This window comes from Shinella daejeonensis, assembly GCF_024281235.1.
Classification (GTDB): Bacteria; Pseudomonadota; Alphaproteobacteria; order Rhizobiales; family Rhizobiaceae; genus Shinella; species Shinella daejeonensis.
The window spans coordinates 875965-888759 of sequence record NZ_JAHWXY010000001.1 but is presented as its reverse complement, the minus strand read 5'-3'; the positions used below and the strand labels follow the sequence as shown (position 1 = coordinate 888759).

13 protein-coding genes are annotated in these 12795 nt (G+C 65.5%); 2 read left to right on the top strand and 11 right to left on the bottom strand.

What is annotated here, in order from left to right; translation table 11 throughout:
- Positions 1–69 precede the first annotated feature (69 nt).
- The 9 genes from KYK29_RS04210 to KYK29_RS04170 all read right to left on the bottom strand — a co-directional run bounded on the left by KYK29_RS04210 (position 70) and on the right by KYK29_RS04170 (position 8810).
- Positions 70–1221, bottom strand: a complete 1152-nt coding sequence (locus tag KYK29_RS04210) for an efflux RND transporter periplasmic adaptor subunit (RefSeq protein WP_437437230.1) — start codon at positions 1219–1221, stop codon at positions 70–72.
- 360 nt (positions 1222–1581) lie between these two features.
- Positions 1582–2574 (bottom strand): ABC transporter substrate-binding protein, encoded by a 993-nt coding sequence (locus tag KYK29_RS04205; protein ID WP_254689580.1) that lies wholly within the window; start codon positions 2572–2574, stop codon positions 1582–1584.
- A gap of 28 nt (positions 2575–2602) precedes the next feature.
- Positions 2603–3475: an ABC transporter permease gene (locus tag KYK29_RS04200; protein WP_254689579.1), complete on the bottom strand. Its 873-nt coding sequence runs from the start codon at positions 3473–3475 to the stop codon at positions 2603–2605.
- Positions 3472–4356, bottom strand: a complete 885-nt coding sequence (locus tag KYK29_RS04195) for an ABC transporter permease (RefSeq protein WP_254689578.1) — start codon at positions 4354–4356, stop codon at positions 3472–3474. Before KYK29_RS04195 ends, KYK29_RS04200 begins: the two co-directional genes overlap by 4 nt.
- Before the next feature lie 2 nt (positions 4357–4358).
- Entirely contained in the window at positions 4359–4694 is a 336-nt protein-coding gene (locus KYK29_RS04190; RefSeq protein ID WP_254689577.1) for a hypothetical protein, read from the bottom strand.
- A complete protein-coding gene (locus KYK29_RS04185) occupies positions 4694–5506 on the bottom strand; it encodes an ABC transporter ATP-binding protein (RefSeq protein WP_254689576.1) in 813 nt (270 codons plus the stop codon). Before KYK29_RS04185 ends, KYK29_RS04190 begins: the two co-directional genes overlap by 1 nt.
- Positions 5507–5666: 160 nt before the next feature.
- On the bottom strand, positions 5667–6044 hold the full coding sequence (locus KYK29_RS04180) for a hypothetical protein (protein ID WP_254689575.1): 378 nt from the start codon (positions 6042–6044) through the stop codon (positions 5667–5669).
- Positions 6041–7495 (bottom strand): dihydropyrimidinase, encoded by a 1455-nt coding sequence (gene hydA, locus KYK29_RS04175; protein ID WP_254689574.1) that lies wholly within the window; start codon positions 7493–7495, stop codon positions 6041–6043. The genes KYK29_RS04180 and hydA overlap by 4 nt, the downstream gene beginning before the upstream one ends.
- 64 nt (positions 7496–7559) lie before the next feature.
- Positions 7560–8810: a Zn-dependent hydrolase gene (locus KYK29_RS04170; protein ID WP_254689573.1), complete on the bottom strand. Its 1251-nt coding sequence runs from the start codon at positions 8808–8810 to the stop codon at positions 7560–7562.
- Between the two features lie 271 nt (positions 8811–9081).
- Between KYK29_RS04170 and rutR the strand changes: the two genes are divergently transcribed.
- The gene (rutR, locus tag KYK29_RS04165; protein WP_254689572.1) at positions 9082–9756 is read left to right on the top strand and encodes an HTH-type transcriptional regulator RutR; all 675 of its coding nucleotides are present in this window, start codon (positions 9082–9084) and stop codon (positions 9754–9756) included.
- Here the strand turns inward: rutR and KYK29_RS04160 are convergent, their stop codons facing one another.
- Entirely contained in the window at positions 9757–10686 is a 930-nt protein-coding gene (locus tag KYK29_RS04160) for a DMT family transporter (RefSeq protein WP_254689571.1), read from the bottom strand.
- 93 nt (positions 10687–10779) lie between these two features.
- On the opposite strand from KYK29_RS04160, the gene KYK29_RS04155 reads away from it, so the two are divergent.
- Positions 10780–11418 (top strand): exopolysaccharide biosynthesis protein, encoded by a 639-nt coding sequence (locus KYK29_RS04155; RefSeq protein ID WP_254689570.1) that lies wholly within the window; start codon positions 10780–10782, stop codon positions 11416–11418.
- 54 nt (positions 11419–11472) lie between these two features.
- On the opposite strand, the gene preA is transcribed toward KYK29_RS04155, so the two are convergent.
- Entirely contained in the window at positions 11473–12786 is a 1314-nt protein-coding gene (gene preA / locus KYK29_RS04150; protein ID WP_254689569.1) for an NAD-dependent dihydropyrimidine dehydrogenase subunit PreA, read from the bottom strand.
- Positions 12787–12795 lie beyond the last annotated feature (9 nt).

The following is a 12795-nucleotide window of genomic DNA, read 5'->3' as shown; positions in this document are numbered from 1 at the left end:
TTGCCCGCGTCTTTGCTGCGGAGGATCGTTGTCCATCCTCATGCCGTTGCGTTGGGGCGCGGTGCCGGGTCAGTTGGCGGCCGCCTGTTCCGGCCGCACCGGATTGATGCGGTCGCCATCGCGGACATAGGCGCCTGCCTTGGCGACGACCTCGTCGCCGGCCGCAAGGCCGCTGACGATCTCGATCACCTGACCGTCCTGAATGCCGGTTTCAACCGGAATCAGCCGGACCACGCCATCCACCACCTGGCGGACGAGCGTTTCGCCGCGTGCCGTGGTGACGGCCGACAGCGGCAGGACGACGCCCTCGTGCTCTTCCGCGATGATTTCCGCGCTTGCGAACATCCCCGCCCGCGCGCGGGCAGGCTCGTCGAGGCGGATATGAACACGGCCGAGGCGGCTTTGGGCGTCGAGCGTCGGCGCGACGAGCCGGATTGCGCCGCTCAGGCGCGCGGCGCCGCCGGCCAGCGTGATCTTCGCCTTCTGGCCGGGGGCGAGCTTGAGGATCATGTCTTCGGCGACATCGGCCTCAAGCTCCAGCGCGCCGTCGCGGATGATGGTGAAGAGCGGTGTCCCCGCACCGCTGGCGATCGCGCCGATCCGGGCGCTGCGCGTGGAAACGACGCCGGCGACCGGCGATTTCACGATGGTGCGGGCAAGCCTCAGGTCGACATCGGCGATCTGCGCCTCGGCGAGGCGGATATCCGCCTCGGCTACGGCGATCGCCTGCTCCGTGGAATCGACCCGGGCAAGGGCTGCTTCCGCGGTGGCGACCGCCTGGTCGAGCGCGGCCTGGGACTGGGTGCCGGATTTGGCCAGGCTTCGGGCGCGATCACGGGCGGAGGCGGCCTCACGCGCCGTCGCCTGCGCCTCAACGAGTTGCGCCCGGGTCTGGGCGAGGCCGGCCTGCGCCTTGGCAAGCCCGGCCTCCAACTGGCTTTTCTGCAGAAGCAGGGCGTCGTCGTTCAGCGTCGCCAGCGTGGCGCCCGCCTCGACGCTGTCGCCGATATCGGCTTCGAGCGTGCGGATCGACAGGCCTTCGACAAGAGGCGCGACGGAGACCTCCTCGACGGGCTCCACGGTTCCCGTGGCGATCACCCGGTCGACGACCGTGCGGGTCGTGGCAGCCGCCACGACGATGGCCGGCAGGTTTTCCGCCGTGTCTTCCCCGGCCGCCGTATCGGCGGCCCGCACGGCAAGCGGCGTCAGGCTCAGAAGCATCGCGAGGGAAACGGAAAGTGCCTTGCTGTATGCAGAAGCCATGGGCCGAGCTTTCAAATGCGTGCTTGCCGTTTCTGTCGATATCCGGACATCGCGCGGATCTTCCGGTCGCAGATATTTAAGCGGCGCCCCGTTCGCTTACAAGGGGGAACGCGATGGTGCCTCAATATTCTGGATATCGGGCGATCTGAAGGCGTCTTTCCATTCGCATGCGTAAAATGGGGTCGCAAAACGCGGCATTGGGGGCCGGCGCGCGCGTCAAGGCGGTCCGGCCCCCAAGAAGGATGCCCCCGGGGAGCGTGATTGCGTTGCGGCACGTTTCCCGCCTACCGGCGGTGGAAACGTGCCGCAAACATGGGTCTATTTCAACGCTTCGTCGGTGATCATGTGGGTCCAGGCGCCTTCCGGCTCCTTGGAGATCACGGGATCGGAGCCGCCGCCGAGCAGCGTGGCGACGGTGCGCTTGTAGTCTTCCTCATCGAGCGCGCCGTTGGAGCCGGCCGTCAATCTGGCGACCTCCGCCATCATGCGTCGCTGGTGCTTTTCGGTCTGTGCACCGGTGGCGTCGTTCTCCAGCACGATGTCGGCGGCTTCGTCGGGGTTCTCCTCGGCATATTTCCAGCCTTTCATGGAGGCGCGCACGAAGCGGACCATCCTGTCCCTGAAGGCCGGGTCGTCGAGCATGTCCTCCATCACGTAGAGGCCGTCTTCCAGGGTCGCGACGCCCTGATCCTCGTAACGGAAATTGACGAGATCATCCTGCGAGATGCCGGCATCGATCACCTGCCAGTATTCGTTATAGGTCATGGTGGAGATGCAGGCGGCCTGCTTCTGGATCAGCGGGTCGACGTTGAAGCCCTGCTTCAGGACCGTCACCCCGTCGGGCCCGCCTTCCGTCGGTATGCCGAGATGGCTCATCCAGGACAGGAACGGATATTCGTTGCCGAAGAACCAGACGCCGAGCGTCTTGCCCTTGAAGTCGTCCGGCCCGGTGACGTGGTTCTCCTTGAGACAGGTCAGCATCATGCCCGAGGATTTGAACGGCTGGGCGATATTGACCAGCGCGACGCCCTTCTCGCGGGTGGCGAGCGCGGAGGGCATCCAGTCGACGACGACATCCGCGCCGCCGCCGGCGATCACCTGCGCCGGCGCGATATCGGGGCCGCCCGGCTTGATCTCGACGTCGAGGCCTTCTTCCTCGTAGAAGCCCTTGTCCTTGGCGACGTAATAACCGCCGAACTGGGCCTGGGTAACCCATTTCAGTTGCAGCGTCACCTTGTCGGCGGCTGCGGCCTGGAACGCCGCCAGCGAGAATGCGCCGGCCAGAAGCATGGATGCGATTTTCGTATTCATGTGCAGTTCCCCTTTTATCGTTGCGTTATCACGACGCCTGTCCGCTGCGGACAGACGGGTGCCAGAAGGTGACGATCCGCTCGACGAGCGCCACCAACCCGTAGAAGGCCGATCCGGCGACGGCTGCCACCGCGATTTCGGCCCAGACCATGTCGACATTCATGCGCCCCACCTCCGTGGAGATGCGGAACCCCATGCCGACGATGGGGGTTCCGAAGAATTCGGCCACGATGGCGCCGATAAGGGCCAGCGTCGAATTGATCTTGAGCGCGTTGAAGATGAAAGGCCAGGCGGCGGGCAGCCTGAGCTTCACCAGCGTCTGCCGCCAGTCGGCGGCATAGGTCCGCATCAGGTCGCGTTCCATGTGGCTCGTGGCGGCAAGCCCGGTGACCGTGTTCACCAGCATGGGGAAGAAGGTCATGATCACGACAACGGCGACCTTCGATTGCCAGTCGAAGCCGAACCACATCACCATGATCGGCGCGACGCCGATGACGGGAAGGGCCGAAACGAAGTTTCCAAGCGGCAGCAGGCCTTTCTGAAGGAAAGGCGACCGGTCGATGAGGATGGCGACGAGAAAGCCGAGGCCGCAGCCGAGCGCATAGCCGGTCAGCACCGATTTCAGGAATGTCTGGCGGAAGTCGGCCCACAGGATCGGCAGCGATCCGATAAGCCGCGTCCAGATCATGCTCGGCGGCGGCAGCAGCACGGAGGGGATGGCAAAACCCCGCACGATGCCCTCCCAGAGCACCAGCACGGTGACGCCGAACAGCAAAGGCACGGCGACGCGGGCTGCGCGATCGGCCACCGGGGACCGGAATGTCCGGCGGACCAGCCGCTCGTTGAAGGCCCAGGCGGCAAGCCAGAAAAGGATGGCGGCGGTGAGGGGAAGCCAGTTCATGCCCGTGCTCCCATGCGCCGGAGAACGAGGGTATGGGCGATGCCGACGATCACCACCAGAAGGGCGGCGACGCCGGCCGCCATGAAGAGCGCCGCCCAGATCTGCACCGTCTGGCCGTAATAGGAGCCGGCAAGCAGCCGCGCGCCGAGACCGGCCACCGCGCCGGTCGGCAACTCGCCGACGATGGCCCCGACCAGCGAGATGGCGACGGCCACCTTCAGCGAGGTGAAGAGATAGGGCATGGAGGCGGGCCAGCGCAGTTTCCGGAATGTCTGGGCGGCCGAAGCGTTATAGGTGTGCATGAGGTCGAGCTGGCCCTGCTCCGGGCTGCGCAATCCCTTCACCATGCCCACGACGACCGGGAAGAAGGAGAGATAGGCGGAGATCAGCGCCTTCGGCATGAGGCCCGAAATCCCCACCGCGTTCAAAACGACGATGATCATCGGCGCGATGGCGAGGATGGGGATCGTCTGGCTGGCGATCACCCAGGGCATCAGCGACCGGTCCATCGCCCGGTTGTGCACGATCCCGACGGCCAGCAGGATGCCGAGTATCGCGCCCATGGCGAAGCCGAGAAGCGTGGCCGAAAGCGTGATCCAGGCATGATAGACGAGGCTGCGCTTCGAGGTGACGGCCTTGTTGACCGTGGTGTCCCAGAGTTCGGCGACGACCTGATGGGGCGCGGGCAGCACGGGGCGTTCCTGCGCGAGCGTCTTCGGCAGGATCTCCATGAAGCCGATCTGCGTGCCGGCGCGGGCCGCCGTATCGCGTTCGAAGGGTGCGTTGAGGACAACGGCGAAGACATACCAGAGCACGGTGATGGCGACCAGCACGGCGCCGATGGGAAGCAGGCGGTCCTTGACGAAGCTCTGTTGCCGCATGGTCAGTTCCTCGCCGGCGAGGGCATCAGCATGAGGCCCATGGAAAGGATGCCGAGGGCGACGCCGGCAAGCTGAGTGGCATTGAGGCGCTCGCCGAAGAACAGGAAGGCGATGATGTTGACGAGGAAAAGCTGGAGGATCGCCGATAGGGAGACGGCAAGGCCGAGCCCGCCCGCGCGCATCACCTTCAGCATCATCAGGTTGCCGATGACGTAGAGCGTCATCGACACCAGGAGATAGAGGCTGTTCGTCGTGCCGATATAGGCGCGCGACAAGGCCGCGGCGCTGATGAACACCGATGTCGCGCCGAAGAGCCAGAGCATATAGGGCAGCTGCATCAGGCGTGCTCCTCGTAGCTGTGGCCGGCGCGCAGGCCCTCGCGGACCCGCTGGGCGATGGCGAGGAACTCCGGCGTCTCGCGAATGCCGAGCGGCCGTTCGGCCGGCAAGGTGGAGACGATCACGTCGCTCACACGGCCGGGACGGGGGCTCATGACGACGATCTTCGTCGAGAGATAGACCGCCTCGGGAATGGAATGGGTGACGAAACAGATCGTCTTGCGGGTGGCGGCCCAGAGCTTGAGAAGCTGTTCGTTGAGATGGTCGCGCACGATCTCGTCGAGCGCGCCGAAAGGCTCGTCCATCAGCAGCAGGTCGGCGTCGAAGGCGAGCGCCCGGGCGATCGAGGCGCGTTGCTGCATGCCGCCGGAAAGCTGCCAGGGGTATTTCCGGCCGAAGCCGGACAGGTTGACGAGATCGAGCGTGCGCTCGATACGCGCCTGCCGATCCTCCTTCGAATAGCCCATGATCTCCAGCGGCAGGGCGATGTTCTTCTCGATCGTCCGCCAGGGATAGAGCCCGGCGGCCTGAAAGACATAGCCGTAGGCGCGGTTCCGGCGCGCCTCCGCGGGACTCATGCCGTTGACCGTGATACGGCCCGCTGTCGGCTTCTCGAGGTCGGCGATGACGCGCAGGAAGGTGGTCTTGCCGCAGCCCGACGGCCCGATGAATGAGACGAAGTCGCCCTTGCGGACATCGAGGTCGACGCCCGTCAGCGCATCGACCGGGCCGTCCGCGGTCTGGAAGGTGAGGCCGAGGCCTGTGGCCGAGACGACGGTTTCGGAAACGATGGTTTTCGGGAGGGCGTTCATCGGTCGGCGCCTTTCGTCGGAGGGGCTGCGGCAGGCTGCGACGCCCGCACGGCCGCTTTGTGCGCGGCGACGCCATCAGGATCGGATGGACGGCGGCGACAGGGGGATGGACGAGCCCATGCCGGTGGACGGAAAAGGGGGATATGCGGCACGGCGACCCTCACCTGCCGCACCGCATCAGCGGCCCCCAGCGGCTGCCGTCGTCAAAGCCGATGGTGATGCCGCCATGATCGGGCGTCAGCGTCAGCTCTGTCGGCGTCGGCGCGGGTGAACCCTCCTCGTGACAATCCGCCATGACGCGCACGGCGCCGCCGACCTCCCGGCCCGGGCCTGTGAAAACGCAGCGGGAGACGGCGGTGGTGACACCGTCGTCGTTCAGCAGGACGAAAATCTCCGCGCCGTCGCTTTCACCGGTGGCTGCATAGAGACAGCCTTCGGTGTCGCCATAGACGCCGTCGACGATGCCAGCCGCGGCCGGACCGGCCGTAAACGCAAGCGCGAGAATGGAGGCGGAAAAAGCGGGGCCGGGCGGGGTCATACGCCGCTCGCCGGGATGCCGCTCCGCTCCACCTTGCGGGGCGCGGTGATCTCCTTCCAGGTGGAAAGCGCCGTATTCACCGCCGGGAAGGGCGCGCGGCGAACGAATTTGCCATGACCCTCGCGGGTCTTCACCGCCGCTTCCTCGACGGCGACGACGCCGCGCGTCAGCGTGTAGCGCGGCAGGCCGGTCACCGTCTTGCCCTCGAAGACGTTGTAGTCGATCGCCGACTGCTGGGCGCCGGCGGAAATCGTTTTCGAGCGCTTCGGATCCCAGACCACGATATCCGCATCCGCGCCGGCGAGGATCGCGCCCTTCCTCGGATAGATATTGAGGATCTTGGCGATATTCGTGGAGGTGACGGCGACGAATTCGTTCATGGTGAGGCGGCCGGTGCGGACGCCGTGGGTCCAGAGCATCGGCATGCGGTCTTCCAGGCCGCCGGTGCCGTTGGGGATCTTGCGGAAATCGCCGACGCCGGTGCGCTTCTGCTCCGTGGTGAAGGCGCAATGGTCGGTGGCGACCACCTGCAGCGAGCCGCTGGCAAGGCCGGCCCAGAGCGAATCCTGATGCTGCCGGTTGCGGAACGGCGGGCTCATGACGCGGCGGGCGGAATGGTCCCAGTCCTTGTCGAAATATTCGCTCTCGTCGAGCGTCAGGTGCTGGATCAGCGGTTCGCCGAAGACGCGCATGCCGTTTTGCCGCGCGCGGCGGATCGCCTCGTGCGATTGCTCGCAGGAGGTGTGCACGACATAGAGCGGGCTGCCCGCCATGTCGGCGATGATGATGGCGCGGTTCGTGGCCTCGCCCTCGACCGACGGCGGCCGCGAATAGGCGTGGCCCTCCGGCCCGTCGTTGCCCTCATCCATCAGTTTCTGCTGCATGGCGGCGACGATGTCGCCGTTTTCGGCATGGACGAGCGGCAGTGCGCCGAGCGCCGCGCAGCGCTGGAAGGAGGCGAACATCTCGTCGTCGTTCACCATCAGCGCACCCTTGTAGGCCATGAAGTGCTTGAAGGTGTTGATGCCCTTTTCCTCGACCACCGTCTTCATCTCGTCGAACACCTGCTCGCCCCACCAGGTGACGGACATGTGGAAGGAATAGTCGCAATTGGCGCGGGTCGACTTGTTGTCCCAGCGTTTCAGCGCATCGAGTAGCGACTGGCCGGGCTCGGGAAGACAGAAGTCGACCACCATCGTCGTTCCGCCGGCAAGGGCTGCCCGGGTGCCGCTTTCGAAATCGTCGGTGGAATAGGTGCCCATGAAGGGCATTTCGAGATGCACATGCGGATCGATGCCGCCCGGCATGACATAGCAATCCGTCGCGTCCAGAACCTCGTCGCCGGAAAGATTCGGGCCGATCGCGGCGATCCTGCCGCTCTCGATCCTGACGTCCGCCTTATAGGTCAGGTCCGCCGTGACGATGGTTCCGCCCTTGATGACTATGCTCATGGTTGTTCCCCCGTTTTTTCAGGAATGGCCGGTCGAGAGGGCGGTTGCCGCCGGAAGCAGTCCCTCACTCCGCAATCCCCGCCGTCTCGATCACCGCATGAAGCAGCACGTCCGCGCCGGCGGCGGCCCATTCCTTCGAGATGTCCTCCGCCTCGTTGTGCGAGAGGCCGCCGACGCAGGGGCACATGATCATCGTGGCGGGCGCGACCCTGGCCGCCCAGCAGGCGTCGTGACCGGCGCCCGAGATGATGTTCATGTGGCTGTAGCCGAGATCGTTCGCGGCCTTGCGCACGGTTTCGACCAGCGCCGGATCGAAGGTCACGGGATCGAAATGGCCTACCGCCTCGACGGAGCAGCCGACGCCGAGCGCCTCGCAGATCTCCGGCGCTTCCGCCTCGATGCGCGCGCGCATGCCGTCGAGCTTCCCTTGATCCGGCGAGCGGATGTCGACGGTGAAGACGACCGTCCCCGGCAGTACGTTGCGCGAATTGGGCGAGAAGACCATCTGGCCGACGCCGCCGACGGCGCCCGGCTGGCTCTCCATGGCGACCGTCTGCACCATTTCGAGGATGCGGGCCATGGCGAGCCCGGCGTTGACGCGCAGGGCCATCGGCGTCGAGCCGGTATGGGCCTCGCGGCCGGTCAGCGTGAATTCCAGCCACCACAGGCCCTGACAGTGGGTGACGACGCCGATATCCTTCTTCTCGCTTTCGAGGATCGGACCCTGTTCGATGTGATATTCGAAATAGGCGTGCATCTTTCGTGCGCCGACTTCCTCGTCGCCGGCCCAGCCGATGCGCTTCAGTTCCTCGCCGAAAGTCCTGCCTTCCGGGTCCTTGCGGCCATAGGCGTAATCCTGTGAATGCACGCCGGCGAAGACGCCGGAGGCGAGCATGGCGGGGGCGAAGCGCGCGCCTTCCTCGTTCGTCCAGTTGGTGACGACGATCGGGTGCTTCGTTTCGATGCCGAGGTCGTTCAGCGAGCGGACGACCTCAAGGCCGGAAAGTACGCCGAGCACGCCGTCGTATTTGCCGCCGGTCGGCTGGGTGTCGAGGTGCGAGCCGACATAGACCGGCAGCGCCTGCGGGTCGGTCCCCGCGCGGGTCATGAACATGTTGCCCATGGTGTCGACACCCATCGTCAGGCCCGCCGCCTCGCACCAGGTCTGGAACAGGCGCCGGCCTTCGGCGTCGGCGTCGGTCAGGGTCTGGCGATTGTTGCCGCCGGCGACGCCGGGGCCGATCTTCGCCATGTCCATGAGGGAATCCCACAGGCGGTCCGCGTTGACACGCATGTTCTCGCCGGGTGCAGCCATGCCATATGCTCCCAAGTCTTCAGGCCCTCGCGGACCTTTATCTGTTCCCACCGGCTGGGGCGCGATTGTTGATTTTTGCTGCGCCTCCGGATCAGCGGTTGCCTTTGATCGGCAACTGCCCGATAATTTGACCGGTTGGTAAACATTACAGCTTCCACTGCGGCACTCAAGCCGAAAAACCAGAATCTCCGCGCCTGTGCCCAGAAATCGGGTCGGGAAAACTGGTGGATTTCACGGCACTTTCGTGTGTGGCAGGAGGCCCGGGAACGAGATGGCACTACCCAGAGCAGCACGGACGCAGCGGCGCACCCGCATTCAGGAGGAAAAGGAGGAACTGATCCTCGAGGCGGCGCTGGAAGTGTTCTCGCTGCACGGTTTCCGGGGCGCGACGGTCGACCAGATCGCCGAGGTGGCGGGCATGTCGAAACCGAACCTGCTTTACTACTTCCGCACCAAGGAGGCGATGCATCGGGCGTTGATCGGCCGTGTTCTCGACACCTGGCTCGATCCGCTGCGCGCCTTCGACGCCTCGGGCAACCCCGTTTCGGAAATTCGCGGCTATATCCGCCGCAAGCTGGAAATGTCGCGGGATTTTCCGCGGGAGAGCCGGCTTTTCGCCAATGAGGTGCTCCAGGGCGCGCCCAATATCGAAGACGAGCTGAAGGGGCCGCTGAAGACGCTCGTCGATGAGAAGGCGGCGGTGATCCGCGCCTGGATCAAGGCGGGCAAGATCGGCGATTGCGATCCCTATCACCTGATCTTCTCGATCTGGGCGACGACGCAGCATTACGCCGATTTCGACGTGCAGGTGCGGGCGGTGCTGGGGGAGGGGCTTGCCGGTGACGACCGTTTCGAGGCTGCGGCGTGGTTCCTTGAACAGCTTTTCCTCGGCGGTCTTGCGGTTCGCAGCGGGACGGGCGCGGCGTCGGCCTTCGATGCGGCCTGATCAGTCGGGCAGCGCCGCCATCAGCGCGAGGCCGCAGGCGGTGACGACCGCGCCGGCCAGGACCGGCAGGCTCGCCCAGCCGTGGCCGAGGATCCCTTCCAGCAGGATGATGAAGCTCGGCGTCAGATAGCCGTAGCCGAGCACCTTCGAGGCGGGCAGCCGCACCGCCGCATATTGCAGCAGCAGGAACGTGAAGGCGGTCGTCACCACCGCCAGATAGGCGACCGCGGCATGAACGCCGGCCGGCAGCGCGGTGAAGTCTGTGGCCGCAAGCTGCCGTGCGCCGGCCGGCATCAGCCAGAGCATGGCGAAGACGGTGACCCAGAGCCCGAAGACCATCGGATGCTCGCCCCGGTCGAAGCGGCGAATGAGCGGCACATAGAGCGCGTGACAGACGACGCCGACGAAGAAGATCATTTCGCCGCGGCCGATGTCGAAGGCGAAAATGGCGTCGATGTCGCCACGGAAAATTACCCAGACCGCTCCGGCGGCGGCTATGACCAGTCCGGCCAGGACGCCGGGGCGCGTCTTCTGGCCGAGCACCGGCAGCGCGAAACCGGCGCTCAGAAGCGGCATGAGGGTGAAGACCGCGCCGGTCGATACGGGGCTTGTGAATTCCAGCGCCACGAACATCGTCAGCATATAGAATGCGATCAGCCCGCCGAGCACCGCGAAGCGCCATGGCCGGTGCGGCAGGGCGATGGGCGTGCGGAAGATCGCGAATGTCATGAGGATCATGACCAGCGTGGTGAGGAGATAGCGCCACAGCATCAGCGGCGCGGCCTGCATATGCTGTGCCGCCAGCCCGCCGAAGGAAAAGGAACCGGCGATCAGCACGGCGAAGAGCAGCATCGCAAGATGGCCGCCGAACCTGTCGCGGGCGGAAATCACCCGCGTCGCCGGTGTGCTGGAGGGCATACGCTTCGTCAAGAAAGTGATCCTATGGTCTCTTGCGCACGCGGCGGACCGGAAATCGCCGCATTCGCCTGCCTCTTGGCACGGAAAGCGAAGAAGGGGAACCGCATGACGACCGCCGTGGAGTTCAAGGATACGACGCGCAAGACGAGTGAGCTGCTGGAGGACGTGATCGGCTCCATTCGCGGCGACTACGTCACATTGCGCGATCTGCTGGCGACGATGGGCGAGAACGGATTGCTGCTGCTTTGCGGATTCCTTTCGCTTCCCTTCCTGGTTCCGGTCTCGATCCCCGGCGTTTCGACGGTTTTCGGAGCCGGTATCGTGCTGGTCAGCGCGGCGGTCACGCTCAATCGCCTGCCATGGCTTCCCGGCCGGATCGCCGACCGGCGGCTGGAGAGCGGACGCCTCGTGCCGGTGCTGGAGCGCGGGGTGCGTTTTCTCAAGCGCATCGACCGGTTCTTCAAGCCGCGCCTGCCGTTCCTGACGAGCGGCGCAATGGTCAACCGGGTGAACGGTCTGGCTCTCATGGGCGCGGGCCTCCTGCTCATGCTGCCTTTGAGCCTCATTCCCTTTTCCAATACGCTGCCGGCCGTGGCGGCGCTCCTGCTTTCGGCCGGCATTTCGCAGCGCGACGGCCTTGTCGTGGCGGCCGGCTACGCGATGATCGCGCTGACGGTCGTCTATTTCGGGGCGATCGCCTTCGTCGCCTATAGCGCCGGGCAGAGTTTCAACCTGTTCGGCTGAAACGAAGACACCCCGCCGCCTGCCGGCGGAAGGGTGCGTTGGAGCGGCGGCGACTTACTCCGCCGCCTGGCGGGCCATCGGGTTGTTGGGATGGGTCGTCCAGTTGGCGTAATCGGGATCGACGGGCTTGCCGGTGCGCCGGTCGAGCGTGCCGGGTTCCAGGCCGACCATGGTGATGCAGTTGTCGACCGGACAGACGTTGACGCAGAGATTGCAGCCGACGCATTCTTCCTCCAGCACCTCGAAATGCCGGACGCCGTCGACGAACTGGGTGATCGCCTGATGCGAGGTGTCCTCGCAGGCGATGTGGCAGCGGCCGCATTTGATGCAGGCGTCCTGATCGATGCGCGCCTTGGCGACATAGTTGAGGTTGAGATACTGCCAGTCCGTGATGTTCGGCACGGCGCGGCCGACGATATCGGCAAGACTCCGGTGCCCTTTGGCGTCCATCCAGCCCGACAGGCCGGTGATCATCTCCTCGACGATCTTGAAGCCATAGGTCATGGCGGCGGTGCAGACCTGCACATTGCCCGCGCCGAGCGCCAGGAATTCGGCGGCGTCCCGCCATGTCGTCACGCCGCCGATGCCGGAGATCGGCAGGCTGCGGGTTTCCGGGTCGCGGGCAATCTCGGCCACCATGTTGAGGGCGATGGGTTTCACCGCCGGGCCGCAATAGCCGCCATGGCTGCCCTTGCCGCCGATGGAGGGCTCGGGCGAGAAACTGTCGAGATCGACGGAGGTGATCGAGTTGATGGTGTTGATCAGCGACACGGCGTCGGTGCCGCCGGCGTGGGCGGCGCGGGCGGGCTTGCGGATGTCGGTGATGTTCGGCGTCAGCTTGGTGATGACCGGCATGCGGGTATATTGCTTGCACCAGCGCACGACCATTTCGATATATTCCGGCACCTGACCGACCGCCGCCCCCATGCCGCGTTCGGACATGCCGTGGGGACAGCCGAAATTCAGCTCGATGCCGTCGGCTCCCGTCTCCTCGACGAGCGGCAGGATCGCCTTCCACTCCTCCTCGACGCAGGGCACCATGATCGAGGCGACGAGCGCCCGGTCCGGCCAGTTCATCTTCACCTGCTTCATCTCGCGCAGGTTCACATAGAGATCGCGGTCGGTGATAAGCTCGATGTTGTTGAGGCCGAGAAGCCGGCGGTCGGCGCCCCAGATCGCCCCGTAGCGCGGGCCGTTGACGTTGACGACCGGCGGTCCTTCCGAACCGAGGGTCTTCCAAACCACGCCGCCCCAGCCGGCCCTGAAGGCGCGCTCGACATTATAGGCCTTGTCGGTCGGCGGCGCGGAGGCGAGCCAGAAGGGATTGGGCGAGGCGATGCCGGCGAAGGTGCTGCGAAGATCAGCCATGTCTCTCAC

Bases quoted from the DNA above. Each gene is read 5' to 3' on its own strand.
- KYK29_RS04210 (WP_437437230.1), bottom strand. From the start codon at position 1,221: ATGCTTCTGAGCCTGACGCCGCTTGCCGTGCGGGCCGCCGATACGGCG.
- KYK29_RS04205 (WP_254689580.1), bottom strand. From the start codon at position 2,574: ATGAATACGAAAATCGCATCCATGCTTCTGGCCGGCGCATTCTCGCTG.
- KYK29_RS04200 (WP_254689579.1), bottom strand. From the start codon at position 3,475: ATGAACTGGCTTCCCCTCACCGCCGCCATCCTTTTCTGGCTTGCCGCC.
- KYK29_RS04195 (WP_254689578.1), bottom strand. From the start codon at position 4,356: ATGCGGCAACAGAGCTTCGTCAAGGACCGCCTGCTTCCCATCGGCGCC.
- KYK29_RS04190 (WP_254689577.1), bottom strand. From the start codon at position 4,694: ATGCAGCTGCCCTATATGCTCTGGCTCTTCGGCGCGACATCGGTGTTC.
- KYK29_RS04185 (WP_254689576.1), bottom strand. From the start codon at position 5,506: ATGAACGCCCTCCCGAAAACCATCGTTTCCGAAACCGTCGTCTCGGCC.
- KYK29_RS04180 (WP_254689575.1), bottom strand. From the start codon at position 6,044: ATGACCCCGCCCGGCCCCGCTTTTTCCGCCTCCATTCTCGCGCTTGCG.
- hydA (WP_254689574.1), bottom strand. From the start codon at position 7,495: ATGAGCATAGTCATCAAGGGCGGAACCATCGTCACGGCGGACCTGACC.
- KYK29_RS04170 (WP_254689573.1), bottom strand. From the start codon at position 8,810: ATGGCTGCACCCGGCGAGAACATGCGTGTCAACGCGGACCGCCTGTGG.
- rutR (WP_254689572.1), top strand. From the start codon at position 9,082: ATGGCACTACCCAGAGCAGCACGGACGCAGCGGCGCACCCGCATTCAG.
- KYK29_RS04155 (WP_254689570.1), top strand. From the start codon at position 10,780: ATGACGACCGCCGTGGAGTTCAAGGATACGACGCGCAAGACGAGTGAG.
- preA (WP_254689569.1), bottom strand. From the start codon at position 12,786: ATGGCTGATCTTCGCAGCACCTTCGCCGGCATCGCCTCGCCCAATCCC.